This is a genomic window from Paenibacillus sp. Marseille-Q9583 (assembly GCF_976954365.1).
This window is the reverse complement of the sequence record NZ_CDRJTB010000101.1, coordinates 1-15,406: the sequence shown is the minus strand read 5'-3', so window position 1 is coordinate 15,406 and position 15,406 is coordinate 1. Positions and strand designations below refer to the sequence as shown.

Sequence of the window (15,406 nt, the reverse complement as noted above, 5' to 3'; positions counted from 1 at the left end):
AAATCATAAAAATCCACATGAAACAACAGCCCTAATGCAGTAGTTCTGCATCAGGGCTGTTGTTGTGACTTTTCAATTAGTGTGAGAAATATTCAACCAACTCATTGTATATTAAGAACGATTTCTCTCCCAAAATGAGTGACAATGGTTAACGTTCCCTCGCTGAACTTAACTTTCAAATCTTGCTCAGGTGAATGCTTGAGGACCTCATCAGCTTGATCAGCCTGAATATCCAAAGCCCCCTTTGAAGGACGACCATAGACGGCCGAAGCGAGCCAATGAATTCCCGGCTCAAGGGTGCTCGTCAGCATCGGCAGCACCGTTCGAGGGTGAAGCAGGTTCGTATTGGCGTTCGGCCAGACCAGCTCACCCTTCCGACAACCTAACAAATTCTTGATTGCGCTGGTTCCCCAAGCAGTGGAGGCCATCGCACCAGCCACATCGATCTTCGATAGCATTTCATTCTCTTGGCCAAGTGCGAATCCACCCTCTGCGGTATCCAGCGACCGTCCAGTTTCGACTCGATGAATCCGAATATGCCAAGGAAGTCCGGCGACAACCCAAGTCTGAACCTCGACATTGGCCCACGGTTTCCAGACGGAACGAAGGACGTTGTTAATCATCTCAGACTCTATATTCTGGCGTCGTACCCGGTATAAGTTGTCTCCGCGCTCGCTCAGCGCAAGCATAGCGTCGAACGCTCCTTGGGAGAGCCCCCATTCGGAGCGGGGCACGCTGAAGCCGAAGCTTGTTGAATACACGAATTTTTCGTATTTGGCCGAGGTGTGGGTATGTTCATTCGTGTATAAATGACCGCTATTGAAGGCCGCTACATGACCGGAAGCGTGCTCGCGGACGATGACAAGATGTGCAGGCTTCTGAACCATGACAGCCGGAATGGACGGTAGCGGCAGTTCCTCTTCCTTCCAGAACGGATGATCCGCCCTTAGAGCCAGCGGCAGGAAAGTCTTTAACGCCCAATACGGAGATCCGGGAGCATTATAATTCTCCGCCATGACCAGATTCGGATAAGTATATCCGATGCTCAGTACGCCATCGGCGTCAAGAATAGGCTGACTGAACCACCAACGCAGATTTCGCAGCACTAGACCTTTTACCACACCAGCAGAAAATCCTTCAACGTCTGCATAGGCAAAGGCGCTCCAAAATGCCGACTGGGCAAAGCGGTAAGTCAAGCTACGCCCATAAGGAAGGGCGGAACCGTCGGGTGCGAACCAGCCGATGAATTCAGCAGCAAACAATCGAGCCCGTTCTTTGAACACACGGGAACGTTCGGAGTCTTCCTGTTCCATCAGCTTTGCGTACAGCAGTGCATAGTAATGAATAGCAAAAGGTACATAATAATCGCTGTGGCCATTAATCCCGTCGCTGTACCAGCCCTCTCCCAAATAGAAATCATCCATGCGCTTCAAATTGTTCTCTAGCTGTCCTCCGTCGTAGGGACGACCGATTTTGCGGAATCCGACATTGACTAAAACGTTAAAGAACAGCCAATTGCAATCATAGCAAGGATGGGCGTTTATTTGATTCAGCCAACGGTATAATTGATCCTGCTCATTCGGAGCAAGCGGCAACCAAATCTGTTCAGGAATGGCTGCCAATGCGAAGCCGAAGACCGCCATTTCGACCAAACGTTGGTCGTAATCCTTCACCTCTCCCCAATATTCTTCATGAGAAGGATCGGTGCCATACCGAATGCCATCCAGCACGATGTCCCAGAGTTCGTTGTCTCCACCACCAATGAGCAGGGGTACCAAACCCCACAACACCCGCGAGAAACCTTCCATTTCAGCAGTTGCTGCCGAATAGCTCGCCCCTGTTTTGCCAATTTTAAGTCGTGAGCCACCTTTGCTGTAGAACGGCCGAAGTGGATCCGTAAGCTGCTCAAGAGCGATCACCAGATCCTCACGGGTCTTTAGCGGGTTATCGCCAATACGAGAAAAAGATTTCTCATTGTTCATCATAATCCCCCCCTATTCCCAATAGAAGGGTCCTGCTGCTTTAAGCCGAGCCAGTGCTTCGACATAGAAAAAATCACCGTAGATAAGCGGAACATCTATATTCCGGTTCTCAGGGTAGTTACTTGTACCATGAAGAAGCAACCCTTCCTCGTCCGCATTGTCCCAACTGCCATAATTCCTGTAGAGAGATTCCACAATTCTTATAGCCCCGTTCCGGTACACATGGGACTCCGAATCATCCACCTGGTCGGCTAGCAGCAGCAATCCACTCGCTGCGCAGGAACCAGCGGAGCTATCACGTATCTCGCCGACTTCACCGGGAGCGCGGAAATCCCAATGTGGAACGTGATCATCCGGCAGTCGGGTCAAGAAGAAATGCGCTACCTGCTTGGCTGCATCCAAGTAGCTTTGCTTTCCCGTATGATGATAGGCAAGCGCTAGGCCGTAAATGGCCCAAGCCGTGCCGCGTGACCAAGCCGATTCGGGCGCAAAGCCTTGCCCACCAAGCTTCTCCACCACTCCACCCGTCTCCGGGTTGAATTTGACGATGTGGTACACAGAGCCATCAGGTCGGATAAAATGCTCCAGCACAGTATCCATATGCGCCTCTGCGATATGACGATAGCGGGGATCACCCGTTGTCTCGGAAGCCCAGAACAACAGACTGGTGTTCATGCAGCAGTCGATAATAGCAACTCCGCTGTTGTCCTCCCCTTCACTCCATGGATTCCAAGCCCGAATATAATGTCCTTTCAGATTGAAGCGGGCTGCCAGGTAGTTGGCCGCCTTTAATGCCCGAATTCGCGACGCTTCGCTACCCGTTAACTTATAATTTGCCACACTGGTAAGAATCCACATGAAGCCTAAATCGTGATCCAGCTTAACGTAGCCGTCCAGTACCTCGTCGAGTCTCTCTTCGCAGCGCTCTGCGATCATTTTAAGATTTTCGTCCCCACTTTCAGAATAAAACTGCCAGAGCATTCCCGGCCAGAACCCTGCTGTCCACCAGTTCGGTGCTTCAAGCAAGTATTTACCACCTTGACTCGCGTGTGGAAATTCTGCACCGATCTTTCCATTGTTACATCTTGTCTTTTCAAGTGCCTTGTTCCAAGCTTCATCCAGCCAAGTTGGGTTTACCGTTATGTTCATTTCAAACACCGCCTTCTTAGAATGGTTCACTATTTATTTCATCATTTATATAAATTGAAAGGTGAATACTAATTTTCCTTCAGAACCGGGCTGAAGAGCATGAAAGTCTAGCGTATGCCAGACCGTATCCCTGCCAAAATGATCCCGGTACTCACGTGCAGTAATCTCTGGCTCAACGATCTGAACATCATAAGTCAATTCCACTCCGCCTACTCCAGTTCCGGGCAGCAGCACAACACCAGAACGCAGCATTTTCGGATGACGCAAGGTAACGAACCGCTCTGTCCAGCTCACTGACTTACCGTTATACTGGTACTCGTCCATTAACTCCAAGCGAGGATGCTGCCCCTTGTACCAAACCATAGAGCGGATCAGGGATTGAAGCTCTTCCACTTCGTATGCCTGAGACAGCTCCAGCTTCAGTTCATCCTTTTCCACCGCAGCCGACGCATACAGAACTGTAGCACTATGCTTCCTGCCAGCCTGTTGATACTGGCCGCCGATGATAGGAACCGAATGTCCCTGCGAGCCATTGCAATCATATTGATAACGGCCAGCCCCAAAATATTCAGCCGTATACTCTCCACAGCCGAGATCAGCTGCATAGATTTCGCCTCCACCTGACAGAATGAACTGTCCCAGATCATTATGATTATGAGGTTCAGCGTTATGCCCTCCCTTAGCCGCAAAGCCGAACGAACTTCCTCCAGACTGATAACGCGAGACAAGCCATTCCGCATCAGGAAGATAATAACTGGCGTCTCCCCAATCCTGATCCTGTTTCTCATCGCTGGTCCTTCTCCAGATGAGATTTCGAAAAGCCGGAGCCCAGCGGCTGCAGTGATCCTTAGCGTAAGGAGTGCGGAGCACAGGCGGAGGACATTCTACTTCTGTATAGGTATCAGCTAAATAATGGGACAAGCCCATATGTATGTGAATTCGAGGCTCTGAGTCAGAGAAATTGGCGACAAAATTGCCACCGATGGAAATTTTCTGTTGGAACTGAGCGATACTTCGCACTTTGTCCGTTGCAAACCAATCTACTCTTCCCTCACTTCTAACCCGGAGAAGATCGCTGTAATACGTGAAATAGCCAAATCCGTAGTTCCAGTAACTCAGACCTTCCAGGCAGGCCCCATCATCCCCGAAGCCTTCCAGATAGAAGCTCATGCTGCGTTCAGTCTTCAGCAGGATATTCGTCAGCGCAGCAGGATCATCCAACATCAATAAGGCGGCTGCCCCGATCGACCCTGCGCACACTGCTGCCCAGTTATGACGTGCAGTCTCCCATTCATAAGGACCACAATCAATAAAGGGCCGAAATATTCTCTTTTCTACTTCATTTCTGATTCGGGATCGAAGAAGCAGCGGAAGTCGTTCTCCCAGTAATAGAGAAATTTCGGCAAGGGTAAATGCGGTCTCCGAGGAGAACAGATCAATAAACTGATCAATATTCTCTGTATTATGATCTGCAGGAAGATGGGCTGGCAGGCACCATGTGTACTCTTCGCATATAGACCATAGGATATTTTCCAGGTTCTCCAGTAGTCTGACATTATCCGGCTCAAGCAAGGTCATAAATACATATGTATTCAGCCTTCTTCTCCGTTCGAAATAGACCCGTTCATATTCCAATCTCGAACCCGTACGCACAAAAATTGAAAATAGCGTATCCGTCAGCTCAGATATAGGCTGGCTGTCTAATCTTTGAGCCTCCTCGCGGATTTCGCTGATATCTTCCTTTAATGTCTCGGATAATAAGGCTTGTTTCCAAAAAGCATCCGACTCTCCATCAGGATAATACAAGCTCAGATTTGCTGGCTTCATTTCTTGGACAATTCCGAAAAGCTCCTGTCTGTTCATGCTCTTCCCCTCCCTTTGACCGATTAGATCAGATCCCCCTATCTACTCAAGGCATGATCTCTCATAACATCCTCTCCGGCTGCGATTCTTTGTGCTGTCCATTTCAGTTCTGTCCCTGCCCAGAAAGGATCTGAAGGAAGTAACCCCAGAGGAAGAAATACTGAAGCGCATAAATAGAGACTTCCCGTATTGATATAGCTCTCCGCAAGCTCGGGCTGGTAGCCATACACCCCCGGACGTAGCCATCCGTCCTCATCCAGGGTGCCCGGAAATTCCATAGTCCGTGTAATTACAGCAGTCAAGGCGCAGCATACCTGCGCGGGAGAAAGTGATTCCTCCAAGAAATGCTGAAGCGCCGCCTGCGACAACAGCTGAAACGCACCAAAACGGTAGACAATGGAGCGCCCGATAAAGGGATAAGTCCCATCCGATGCAATCATCCGTTCCAGAACAGTTGCGTATCTTTGTGCCCGCTCCAGAATCAATGGCCTCAATACCGAATATTGCTCCGACTCCCGTTCAAAGAGTGTCACCACATCTACCAGCATCGGCTGAATAACAAAGCTGTTGTAATAATCCCAGTGAAAGTCCTTTCCGTCACCGTACATGCCATCGCCCTTATACCAATCCATAAACATATGAATCGCATAACCAACGCGCATCCGGTCATATTCAGGATCACCGAGGATATACAAAGCCGCTTCCACCATTGCGCTGAACAGTAGCCAGTTGCTGCCGCTCGGTGCAGTCCAGCGCGTTTGCTTCAAGGCTGTTATTAAATTAACTTTGACTCGTGCATTCAGACGCCCGGCAAGTTGCTTCGGCGCACGCACCAACGCATGGGCGAGGAATGCCGCATCGACCAGCGGTTGGCCTTCGGACTTAAATTCCATATAGTCAGGCGAAGATGGATCGACAGCGGCATCAATGCATTCCAGCATCAGCACGGCATAATGGGCCCTAAGCTCTTCCTCTTTACCCTCCAGCCCTTCAAGCTCTAGCCATGGGGCCATTCCACAGGCCAACCTGGCGAATGCCTCCAAATGCGCAAACTGACTCCTGTCACTATGAAACTCGGTGGGCAGCCGTTCCTTTAATTTTCTTTGCGACAAAGCGTCAAGTACTGGGCTCCCGATCTGTAGCATCGTATCCAGCCAATATTTGCGGTGTTTCGTACTATTCATACACCATCCACCCTTTCAATTGAGTCTATTCAGCAAATGCAGATCCCTACTACTCATGTTCAGACCAGCTGTATATTTGGTTTATTGCGTAATCTTCTTCTATAGTTTAGTGTTGTATTATTGCAATGTCTTTGCGATTAATGATTATTTATTGCGTTTATTGCTATTAATCTGAAAGGGGTTATCCGGATGAAACATGCCCAGTATTATCAGCCGTTCGAAGGCGACATACTGGCGGGCATCGGCAATTCACCGATCTCACCCACCAAAGATTTTCATATTCATGATCACTTTGAAATCTTCCTATTTTTAGGCGGCACGGTGAACGGATTTGTAGATCAGTACAGCTATCCGCTTCAGCGGGGCAATGTACTCTTATTTAACAATCACGAAATACATAAAATCATCAATTTATCTCCAGAACCTTATGAACGCTTAACAATCCATTTCAAAGCTCCACTTGTATATCCCTTCTGCACTGCAGCCACAAATCTGCTTGCCTGTTTCCAGAACCGTCAGCCCGGGGAGCAAAATCTCGCACAAATGGATGAAGCATTGCTTTCAGAGTATAAGACCCTCGCCTACCGCCTAATTGCAATTTTGGAGAACCCACAATACGGCAGTGAGGTTCTGGCTCTGACTTATCTGATTCAGATCCTGGTCCTTATTAATGAGCTTTATAACCGTACAGTTACCACCATACCCAGCATTATTTCTTCACATATTCAATCGGCCATGGGCTATATCGATAACCATCTGCATCTGAATCTGTCGCTTGAGCAGATCGCCGGAGAATTAAACATCGATAAATATTATCTTAGTCACCTGTTCAAGCAACAAACCGGTGGAACAATCTACCGTTACGTCCTGCTTAAAAAGATCGCGTTATCCAAACAGCTCTTATCCGCCGGGAACTCCGTATCCGATACATGTTATCTATCGGGCTTCAATGACTATGCCAATTTCATACGTACTTTCAAGAACATCACGGGCATTCCACCTGGAAAATACGGCAAAAAAAGCTGACATTTCCACTTATCGACGCCTCGCAATTGTATAAACCCTTCTTTGAACTTATAAAAAAAACCTGGCACCCGCTAAATGCAGCTGCCAGGTTCAAACCTGTCTAGCCTTTAATACCAGATGCTGCGACGCCTTGAACGAAGTACTTCTGAAGTGCCAAGAAAACAATCACAACTGGGATAATAGAAACCACACTTGCAGCCATTATCAGACCGTACTCGGCGGAATATTGCGAAATGAACATTCGTAGTCCAATTTGAATGGTCTTGAGTTTTGTATCCGTCAAATAAATCATCGGCCCCAAGAAGTCATTCCAAGTGGCAACAAAGGTAAATATCGTCAAGGTGGACAAAGCCGGCTTGGATAATGGCAGCATGATTCTCGCCCAAATCCCATATTCGCTCAAGCCATCGATTCGGGCCGCCTCGCATAATTCATCTGGGACTCCCTGATAGAACTGCCGCATCAGAAATACTCCGAAAGCCGAGAATGCCTGCAATAGAATGATTGCCAGATGGGTATTGTTAAGTCCCATGTAACGCATCAAGATAAATTGCGGCACCATATATGCCTGCCAAGGAATCGCGATCGTAGCAATATATCCAAGGAATAAAACATTTTTCCCTCTGAACTGTAGTTTGGAGAATGCATACGCTGCAAAGCTTGAAGTCAGCAGCTGCAGAATCGTTACGATAATTGATAATTTCGCCGTGTTATAAATGAAGCGGTCTAGCGGAATGCGGGTCCAGATATCCACGAAATTCTCCCAGCGCGGATTCGCCGGAATCCATTGCATCGGGAAGGAGAATACATCCTTGTTAAGCTTGAGCGATGAGGACAACATCCATATATACGGAACCAGCATCGCCAGCACTGTAGCAAACAACAAAATATACACAAGAACCATAATGCTGATTCTAAGTCCTTTACTTTTACCTACCATATCTTTTGAATCCTCCTATTGTCCGTATTTCTTCTCACCGCGGAACTGGACGATGGTGATGCCAAGTACCAGCAGAAACAATACAATGGCCATGGCGCTGGCATATCCGTAATCAAGCGAACGGAACGCCGTATTGTAGATTTGATAAACCATAACCCTTGTAGAATCATTCAACTGGTTATCAGCGCCGGCAAATAGGTTGATAAAAATATCGTAGACTTTGAACGAATTGATGACTAGAATCATCAGCACAAAGAAGGATGTAGGCGCCAATTGAGGGACCGTCACATTGCGGAATCTTCTCCAGGCGTTAGCACCATCTAGCTCAGCAGCCTCATACAACTCAGGGTTGATTCCCTGAAGACCTGCTAAATAAATGACCATGTAATAACCCATGTTTTTCCACACTGTGAACAGGATTACTGTGAACATCGCCCAATGTTTATCCGCCGCCCAGCGGGGAAGATCCTCCAGCGGGATTCCGGTAAGGGTATGCAAAATATTATTGATCGGCCCCATCGTAGGGCTGAAGATAAAATTCCATACAGCAGCAACGGCTACCAAGGATGCTACATATGGGAAAAAGAATACGGTTCTCATGAAATTGCGGGCCATGATCTTCTGATTAAGCAAAATCGCCAGCGCGAGCGCAACAATCATGGTGAACGGTACTACGCCAATAGTGTAAACAATGGTATTCCATAATGCTTTGTGAAAAGTTGTATCTTTAATAAGCCGGGTGAAATTGTCCAGTCCAATATACTTCATTGGATTGGCCCCATCCCATTTCACAAAAGCTAGGATAAAGGCGAAAAACATGGGAACTAGTGTAAACACGGCAAATCCGATAAAGTTCGGCGCAATGAAGCTGTACGCTACCAGGTTTTCCCGGACACCTTTTGACAAATGACGTTTAGGGATTTTTTTTGTATCCAATATGGTTTCGTTCTGCATTCTTTCTCCTCCAAACCTTTCTATAAAAGGCGGGCTTTCACCCGCCCTTAGAATTCACCAACTCTCTTCAAGTTAATTGTTCAAGAGCTGCTGTACGCGCGTATTCATATCCTTCAAACCTTCGTCGATCGAAGCGTTTTTGGTCATAATGTTATCGTGGGCTTCGTTTAGAATTACTTCAATGTCCGCACTCTTTTCATGCATTGGCATTTCCAAATACGTCTGAACCGTAGTCAGTGCCGCTTTGCTGTTATCATCCGTAGGGAAACCGTCAATGGAAGTTATGGAACTGATAACTTCATCGTTCTTAATCGCTGGAATGGTTCCGGTGGAAGCAATGACTTTTGCACCTTCTTCACCAGTCACAAAGTTCATGAAATCAAGTGCCACTTCTTTATTTTTAGATTTCTGATTTACAGCCAGGGAAGTAATAGTACCCAGTGTTGTACCGGCTTCCACGCCATCCGGGTGAGGATATTTCACAATTCCCCAGTTGGTTGATTGAGACTCGCCGCTCTTCACCTTTTCAATTTGAGTCGCTATAAACCAGCTGCCCATGTTCATCATCGCAACGGAATTGTTGTAGAACACACCGGAATAATGCGTGCTTGAAGTCTTTAGTGTGGCGTAATCCATAACGATACCATCTTCCTGTTCTTTCAAAATCCGTTCATAGGTTGGCTTCAGGAAATCGTAGTTTCCACCGACAACATTGTTCTTGCCGTCAAGAATTCCGAACAATTGAACCGCGCTCCGCCAAGTATGATAATGGGCTCCGTATACTTTTTCAGCACCACTGCCGGAGGTCATTTTTCTAGCAAGTTCATCATATTGGTCGAATGTCATATCGTTACTTGGATACTCCACTCCTGCTTTATCGAACAAATCCTTATTGTAGTAAACGACCCAGAAATCACTGCGGAAAGGAAGCGCATACACTTCATCGTTCACTTCGATCTGTTCTACAGTACCGCCGTAGACGGATGGATCAATGTTTTTGTCTCCCATGAATCCCTTGAGCGGCTCTAAGTGATTTTGTTTCACAAGGTTTGAGTATCCAGGAATATCCTTAATCGTAAGAACATCCAGATCTGCACCACCGGACAACTGAGTACTCAGCATTGTCATGTAGTCAGTGGAACCAAGATCCACATAGTCAATCGTTACATTCGGATGCTCAGCTTTATAGGCATCGATCAACGGCTGATAGTATGCAGTGGCTTCCCAATCCCACAATGCCCATTTCAAGGTTACAGGCTCTTGCTTCGGATCAGCGGAAGCGCTTGCAGAATTACCCGTTTCTGGAGCAGCTGTTGCAGCACTGCCTTCGTTGTTGTTATTACCGGAACATCCGGCTAGCGCACTTAGGGAAAGTATTGTGGCAAAAGTCATGCCATAGAATCTTTTTAATTTCATTTGAAAATCCCCTTTTCCTTCTGATTGTTTACACGGATCGGCTCATCCGATCTATTTCAAAGTTTAAGACTTTCCTCTCTGGAATGGCATGTATTTTCAAACTCAGTTCATTCACTTTTCTTTGTTCTTCTCTTCCTCCTCGCTTCAAACCTGTAAAATCCTATTTAAAACATGTAAAATTCTCAGCTCCTCTGTCTTCCACTGTATGGAATCACAGGAATATGCTATGGTGTTAATATGGATATCGGTAAACTAGTTAAGCATATTATAAATAGAAGATTAACTTTGAACATGCATTAATTGAAAGATATTTTTGAAACCGCTTTATATTTTTCTGCATTGTGTAGAGGAGTGTTCAATACGGTAAGAAAATCAACCATTAAGAGCCGCATTATTCTGATCATGACCATCTTTGCGCTACTAATCGCCGCTCTGCTATCCTTTTTCAGCTATGAATTGATTACCTATTATCAGCGTAAAACAACCATCCAGGCGACTGAGTTCAACCTGCAGCTAGTTTCCCATATTATTGAACAAGATTTGATTAATCTCTCCTCATTAGCGATGACCAATAGCACCAACTCGTCCACCAATACATTACTCACTGATTATTTTGTATCTCCAAAGGCAAGCGCCAAGGATGCTGTTAATGTATTTAACTCTATGCAGGAGGACTTTCGGATCAATCGCTCCAATAGCTATGTCCGCCGCTTGATTGTTACGGGTAACAACGGAAAGTTCCTGCAGGTGGATAATTCCGTCAGCACTTCAATTCCACTTACTGTGCACAATATCGGTCAAATTCCCGGACTAAATAAAGATGCTGTGGAGCAGTGGGAACAAGTAATTAAGGACCCGCTCTCCACCACGAACGGAATTCCTTTTGTTCTACCTATTTACGGAGATGGGGCTGCCCGGATTGGAACGGTCTACTTACTTGCCAATACTTCCTTAATTACCGACAAGTTGAAGGGGTATTCCCTGCCTAAGAATTCTCGAATGCTGTTGACGCTCGGCAATCATCATTATCAGCTCATTGGCGATAAAGTGACTGCAATGACTACGCCGTATGAACCTGTGGCCTATACCGATGATAAGCCTGTCGGTCCACAAACCGAGCTGTCCATGATCAAGCTGGAGGATGAAGAAAGCCAAATCGTGGTCTCTTATCCCGTTCGTAGTGGAGTGATTCTGTCGCAGACCTTATCCAATGATCAATTCGCTCCCAAAGCAAATATATGGATTCTGGTAATGCTTGGCGTTTGTTTACTAGTCATCGTCTTAAGCGGCATTATTACTTTGTACTTAACCCGTAACATCAGTCTCCCGGTAGAGAAATTAAAGAAGCGAATTGATAAGATTGCCCAGGGCAACTTCTTGCTGGACCGCAATATCGAATGGAACAGTGAACTAGGTGATGTTGGTCGAGGTATCAACCGCCTGTCACAGGACATTGTTGCGCTCATGGATAGCCGGCTCGCTGACGAGAAGCAGAAACAGGAGCTAGAGTACAGGATGCTGCAAAGTCAGATCAATCCCCACTTCTTGTACAACACACTGAATTCGATCAAATGGATGGCTACGATTCAGAATGCTACCGGCATTGCAGAAATGACTACTTCACTCTCCAGACTGCTGCGGAGCATCGCCAAAGACAACCGGAGACTAATGCCACTGAAAGATGAGTTAAGCCTGCTCGATGACTATTTTCTGATTCAGAAATACCGGTATGGCAGTACAGTCTCGATGGTGAAGGAAATTGAAGATGAGGAACTGCTCTCCGGCCTGATTCCCCGTTTCACGTTACAACCTCTGGTTGAGAATGCTATCTTCCATGGCATCGAGCCCAAAGGTAGAGGAGATATTCTCATCACGGTGAAAAAAAGCGGATTTGCCGATATCCTGGTCACGATTGAAGACAACGGTGTAGGCATGAAGGAAGAACAAATCTCCACCATTCTGTGTGAATCGGAGGATGGAACTAGGGGAGTTTTCGAGAACGTTGGACTCCATAGTGTAAATGAGCGCTTACGGCTAGCCTTTGGGGAGAATTACGGTCTTTCGATTGAGAGTGAAATGGGCCAGTATACTCTAATGAAAATCCTTCTACCATTTATACAAAAAGAGTAGAATGGCAAATCTAGCAAGGATGTGGTCAAATTGATTAAATTATTAATTGCCGACGACGAAGCTCTTGTCTGTATCGGCTTGCAGTCTATGCTGAAATGGGAGCAATATAATATTGAAATTGTCGGTATCGCGCACAACGGTGCTCAAGAAGAAGAGATGATTGACACTCTCCACCCGGACATCGTAATCAGCGATATCAAAATGCCAATTAAGAGCGGTTTAGAGGTTGCCGCTTCGATACGCCAAAAATATGGTCGACTTCCGCTATTCATTATGTTGACTAGTTATGAAGAATTTAAATACGCACGTGCAGCTATAGAGGTGCAGGCCACGGATTATCTAGTAAAGCTGGAACTCACTCCGGAAGCACTGGCCGAATCCATCCGAAAGGCCATTTCCTTTCTAGAGAGTTACCAGACGATGGAAAGCTACCCAAAGCTTGTTCACCGTGGCAACCTTCAGGCGCAACGTGATAAATTCTTCATTCGTCTGTTCAATAACCTGTTCGAGAATAAGAACCAGTATCTTCTGCAGAAAGAGGATTTGGCGTTAGAGTTTTCCGAGCCCGCCTACCTGGTCTGTACTTGCCGCATTCTGGGCCCAGACACCGTCCCTCCCCGTGGAGATAAGCTGGTTGCCTTATGCTCAAGTACTGTGCAAATGGCAAAGGACACGCTTACTTCTATACAACCCTGCTATGTCACCAGTCTTGACTTACGTAATTTCGCCGTTGCTCTACCTGTCCCCGAAGTCGACCCCCGGCACTGGATGTCTGACATTGAGAAGCAACTTACCGACATGGCATCCGTATTACATAACTATTTCAATGTAACGATTATTGGTGCCATAGGGTTTGCCGTCGAGGAGCCCTATTTACTGCGGGAGAGCTACCTAGCAGCTCGAAAGGCATTGCCAGTTGCCGTGCAAGAACGGTCTTTTGTTTTCTTCGATGAGAAGGAATCTCTTGAGCAGGAGAATCAGTTGTTTGATTTCTCTGAATCCCGTTCAGAGATCCGCCGTGCTTTTGAAGAACTAGATACCCTTGCTTTATACACCATCATCTCCAAAATGATTGAAATCTTCGAAGACCGACCTGACTTACTGGTGCCCGCCACCGATGCTGCCTGCAATATTCTGTATATGGCCACTTCGCTTCTTGCGGATGGAGAAAACATTGTAGAGCATATCTTTGAAAATGAACCGGAAGGCTACCGGGCCATCTATCAGATGCATACAATTGAAGAGATCGCCGGCTGGTTGATTCAGTTCCGTGATGGCTGCTCGGAAATTCTCTCTACTCGAAGACAAAGCTATAAAGAACAAATCGTCAAAAATGTCCAGGAATACATCAAAAGAAATCTCGGCACTAAGCTTTCACTGAATCAAGTAGCAGATGTCTTCAATTTCAGTCCAAACTATTTAAGCCATCTGTTCTCCAAAGTCGCTAAGGTCAATTATGTAGAATATATCACAGAGACTAAAATCACTGTGGCCAAGGAAATGATGATGCGCGGTGAAGGTCGTATTTACGAAATTTCCCAAAAACTTGGTTATGAAAGTGCCTTCTATTTCAGTAAGGTCTTCAAAAAAGTGACGGGGATCTCACCCAGAGAATATATGCAACAAATTGAAGCAGGCTGATAGAGAAAACCGCCCCCGCCAAAAAGCAGTTCCGACAACAAAAAATCTCGTTTCCAAGACAAATGTCTAGGAAACGAGATTTTTTCGTAGTGCCATCCCTATTCGGCAAGCTTTCACTAGGGACAAGCACCAGTAACTATTTCATTTGAGCTTGTTCTTCTCTAGTAGGACCAATTACGCCAGGTACACGAAGACCTGCTTGACGTAAGAGGACAGTCATTTGACCACGATGATGTGTCTGGTGATCTATAAGCGATCTAAGCATTGCACCACGAGGCATTAATCCAGCAAAGGTCTGTACACTCTCAACCATTTGCTCGTCCGTTAATTTCTCAAGCTCAGAAGCAATATTAGCCGCGATATTCTTATAAGCTTCAACAATCACAGCCGCATGAGCCGGAACTTCCTTCGGATTGCCTACTGGAGTAAGTGTTAACCCTACCTGACCACCAAAAAACATCGGACAGGTTGCCAAGTGCCAACCTAACCATCCCAATGAGTTATGACCTTCAACAATTACCTGATCTAATTTGTCATCGGTAAGTGATTCAAGAACGCGAATTGTCCCTGCAGAAGCGCTTGCCCATTCTCCTAGAAAATCTTGAACTGTTCTGTACATTTGAAATCCCCTTTATTGGTCGTTAAATAACGATTACTTAGTCATACCAATTAAATTATAACCTGTCACAGGGTCTGTTACAAACAATCTATAAAATTTGAACTGAAATAGGCTGAACTGAAAATCTTTATGCATGAAGAAGCACACGATCACTGATAACAATACGGATTCGGTTGATGTTCTTCATAAATTCAGCCATGTGAAAACGGAATAATTACTTGGTAACTAATCAGACCGACAGTGGGTTAAATCCTAACAACCGAATTCTGAGTCGTTAACATGAATGGATGACCTTGGTTTTTTTGTGATTTTTCATTTAGGATAAGAAAAGAAAAAAATCAGAAGGTACGGTCTGAATTATCAAATATCCCACCTAATTCAAGAAGATAGGAGCTTTTGAAATTGCATCCGCTATGATACTCATCGTCATAAGTATTCAACATTTTTTCATTTTATCAATGATAACCATTTTTACTAAAGTTAAAAAAACAAATCTTTCCTA

Annotated in this window: 11 protein-coding genes; 3 read left to right on the top strand and 8 right to left on the bottom strand. The window is 45.9% G+C overall.

The window, feature by feature from the left end; all coding sequences use genetic code 11:
• Positions 1-101: 101 nt before the first annotated feature.
• Genes ACWNM1_RS28525 through ACWNM1_RS28510 form a run of 4 tightly spaced genes read right to left on the bottom strand, consistent with a single transcriptional unit; the run spans position 102 to position 6,178 of the window.
• Positions 102-1,985: a DUF2264 domain-containing protein gene (locus ACWNM1_RS28525; protein ID WP_449603620.1), complete on the bottom strand. Its 1,884-nt coding sequence runs from the start codon at positions 1,983-1,985 to the stop codon at positions 102-104.
• A 9-nt stretch (positions 1,986-1,994) separates the two neighbouring features.
• A complete protein-coding gene (locus ACWNM1_RS28520) occupies positions 1,995-3,131 on the bottom strand; it encodes a glycoside hydrolase family 88 protein (protein WP_449603619.1) in 1,137 nt (378 codons plus the stop codon).
• Positions 3,132-3,176: 45 nt separating this feature from the next.
• Positions 3,177-4,994 (bottom strand): hypothetical protein, encoded by a 1,818-nt coding sequence (locus tag ACWNM1_RS28515; protein WP_449603618.1) that lies wholly within the window; start codon positions 4,992-4,994, stop codon positions 3,177-3,179.
• A gap of 38 nt (positions 4,995-5,032) precedes the next feature.
• A complete protein-coding gene (locus ACWNM1_RS28510) occupies positions 5,033-6,178 on the bottom strand; it encodes a DUF2264 domain-containing protein (protein WP_449603617.1) in 1,146 nt (381 codons plus the stop codon).
• 189 nt (positions 6,179-6,367) lie between these two features.
• Here ACWNM1_RS28510 and ACWNM1_RS28505 point away from each other — a divergent pair, with 189 nt between their 5' ends.
• Entirely contained in the window at positions 6,368-7,204 is an 837-nt protein-coding gene (locus tag ACWNM1_RS28505; RefSeq protein ID WP_449603616.1) for an AraC family transcriptional regulator, read from the top strand.
• A gap of 100 nt (positions 7,205-7,304) precedes the next feature.
• On the opposite strand, the gene ACWNM1_RS28500 is transcribed toward ACWNM1_RS28505, so the two are convergent.
• The 3 genes from ACWNM1_RS28500 to ACWNM1_RS28490 form a co-directional block, all read right to left on the bottom strand.
• Positions 7,305-8,144, bottom strand: a complete 840-nt coding sequence (locus tag ACWNM1_RS28500; protein ID WP_449603615.1) for a carbohydrate ABC transporter permease — start codon at positions 8,142-8,144, stop codon at positions 7,305-7,307.
• Positions 8,145-8,159: 15 nt separating this feature from the next.
• Positions 8,160-9,098, bottom strand: coding sequence for a carbohydrate ABC transporter permease (locus ACWNM1_RS28495; protein ID WP_076283100.1), 939 nt, complete (start codon positions 9,096-9,098; stop codon positions 8,160-8,162).
• Positions 9,099-9,170: 72 nt separating this feature from the next.
• The gene (locus ACWNM1_RS28490) at positions 9,171-10,514 is read right to left on the bottom strand and encodes an ABC transporter substrate-binding protein (protein ID WP_449603614.1); all 1,344 of its coding nucleotides are present in this window, start codon (positions 10,512-10,514) and stop codon (positions 9,171-9,173) included.
• 351 nt (positions 10,515-10,865) lie between these two features.
• Between ACWNM1_RS28490 and ACWNM1_RS28485 the strand changes: the two genes are divergently transcribed.
• Positions 10,866-12,644 (top strand): sensor histidine kinase, encoded by a 1,779-nt coding sequence (locus ACWNM1_RS28485; RefSeq protein ID WP_256716220.1) that lies wholly within the window; start codon positions 10,866-10,868, stop codon positions 12,642-12,644.
• Between the two features lie 30 nt (positions 12,645-12,674).
• Positions 12,675-14,285: a response regulator gene (locus ACWNM1_RS28480; protein WP_449603613.1), complete on the top strand. Its 1,611-nt coding sequence runs from the start codon at positions 12,675-12,677 to the stop codon at positions 14,283-14,285.
• A 136-nt stretch (positions 14,286-14,421) separates the two neighbouring features.
• Here ACWNM1_RS28480 and ACWNM1_RS28475 read toward each other — a convergent pair whose 3' ends face one another.
• Positions 14,422-14,904 carry a DinB family protein gene (locus tag ACWNM1_RS28475; protein ID WP_449603612.1) on the bottom strand — a complete coding sequence of 161 codons (483 nt, stop codon included), beginning with the start codon at positions 14,902-14,904 and terminating at the stop codon, positions 14,422-14,424.
• Between the last annotated feature and the right edge of the window lie 502 nt (positions 14,905-15,406).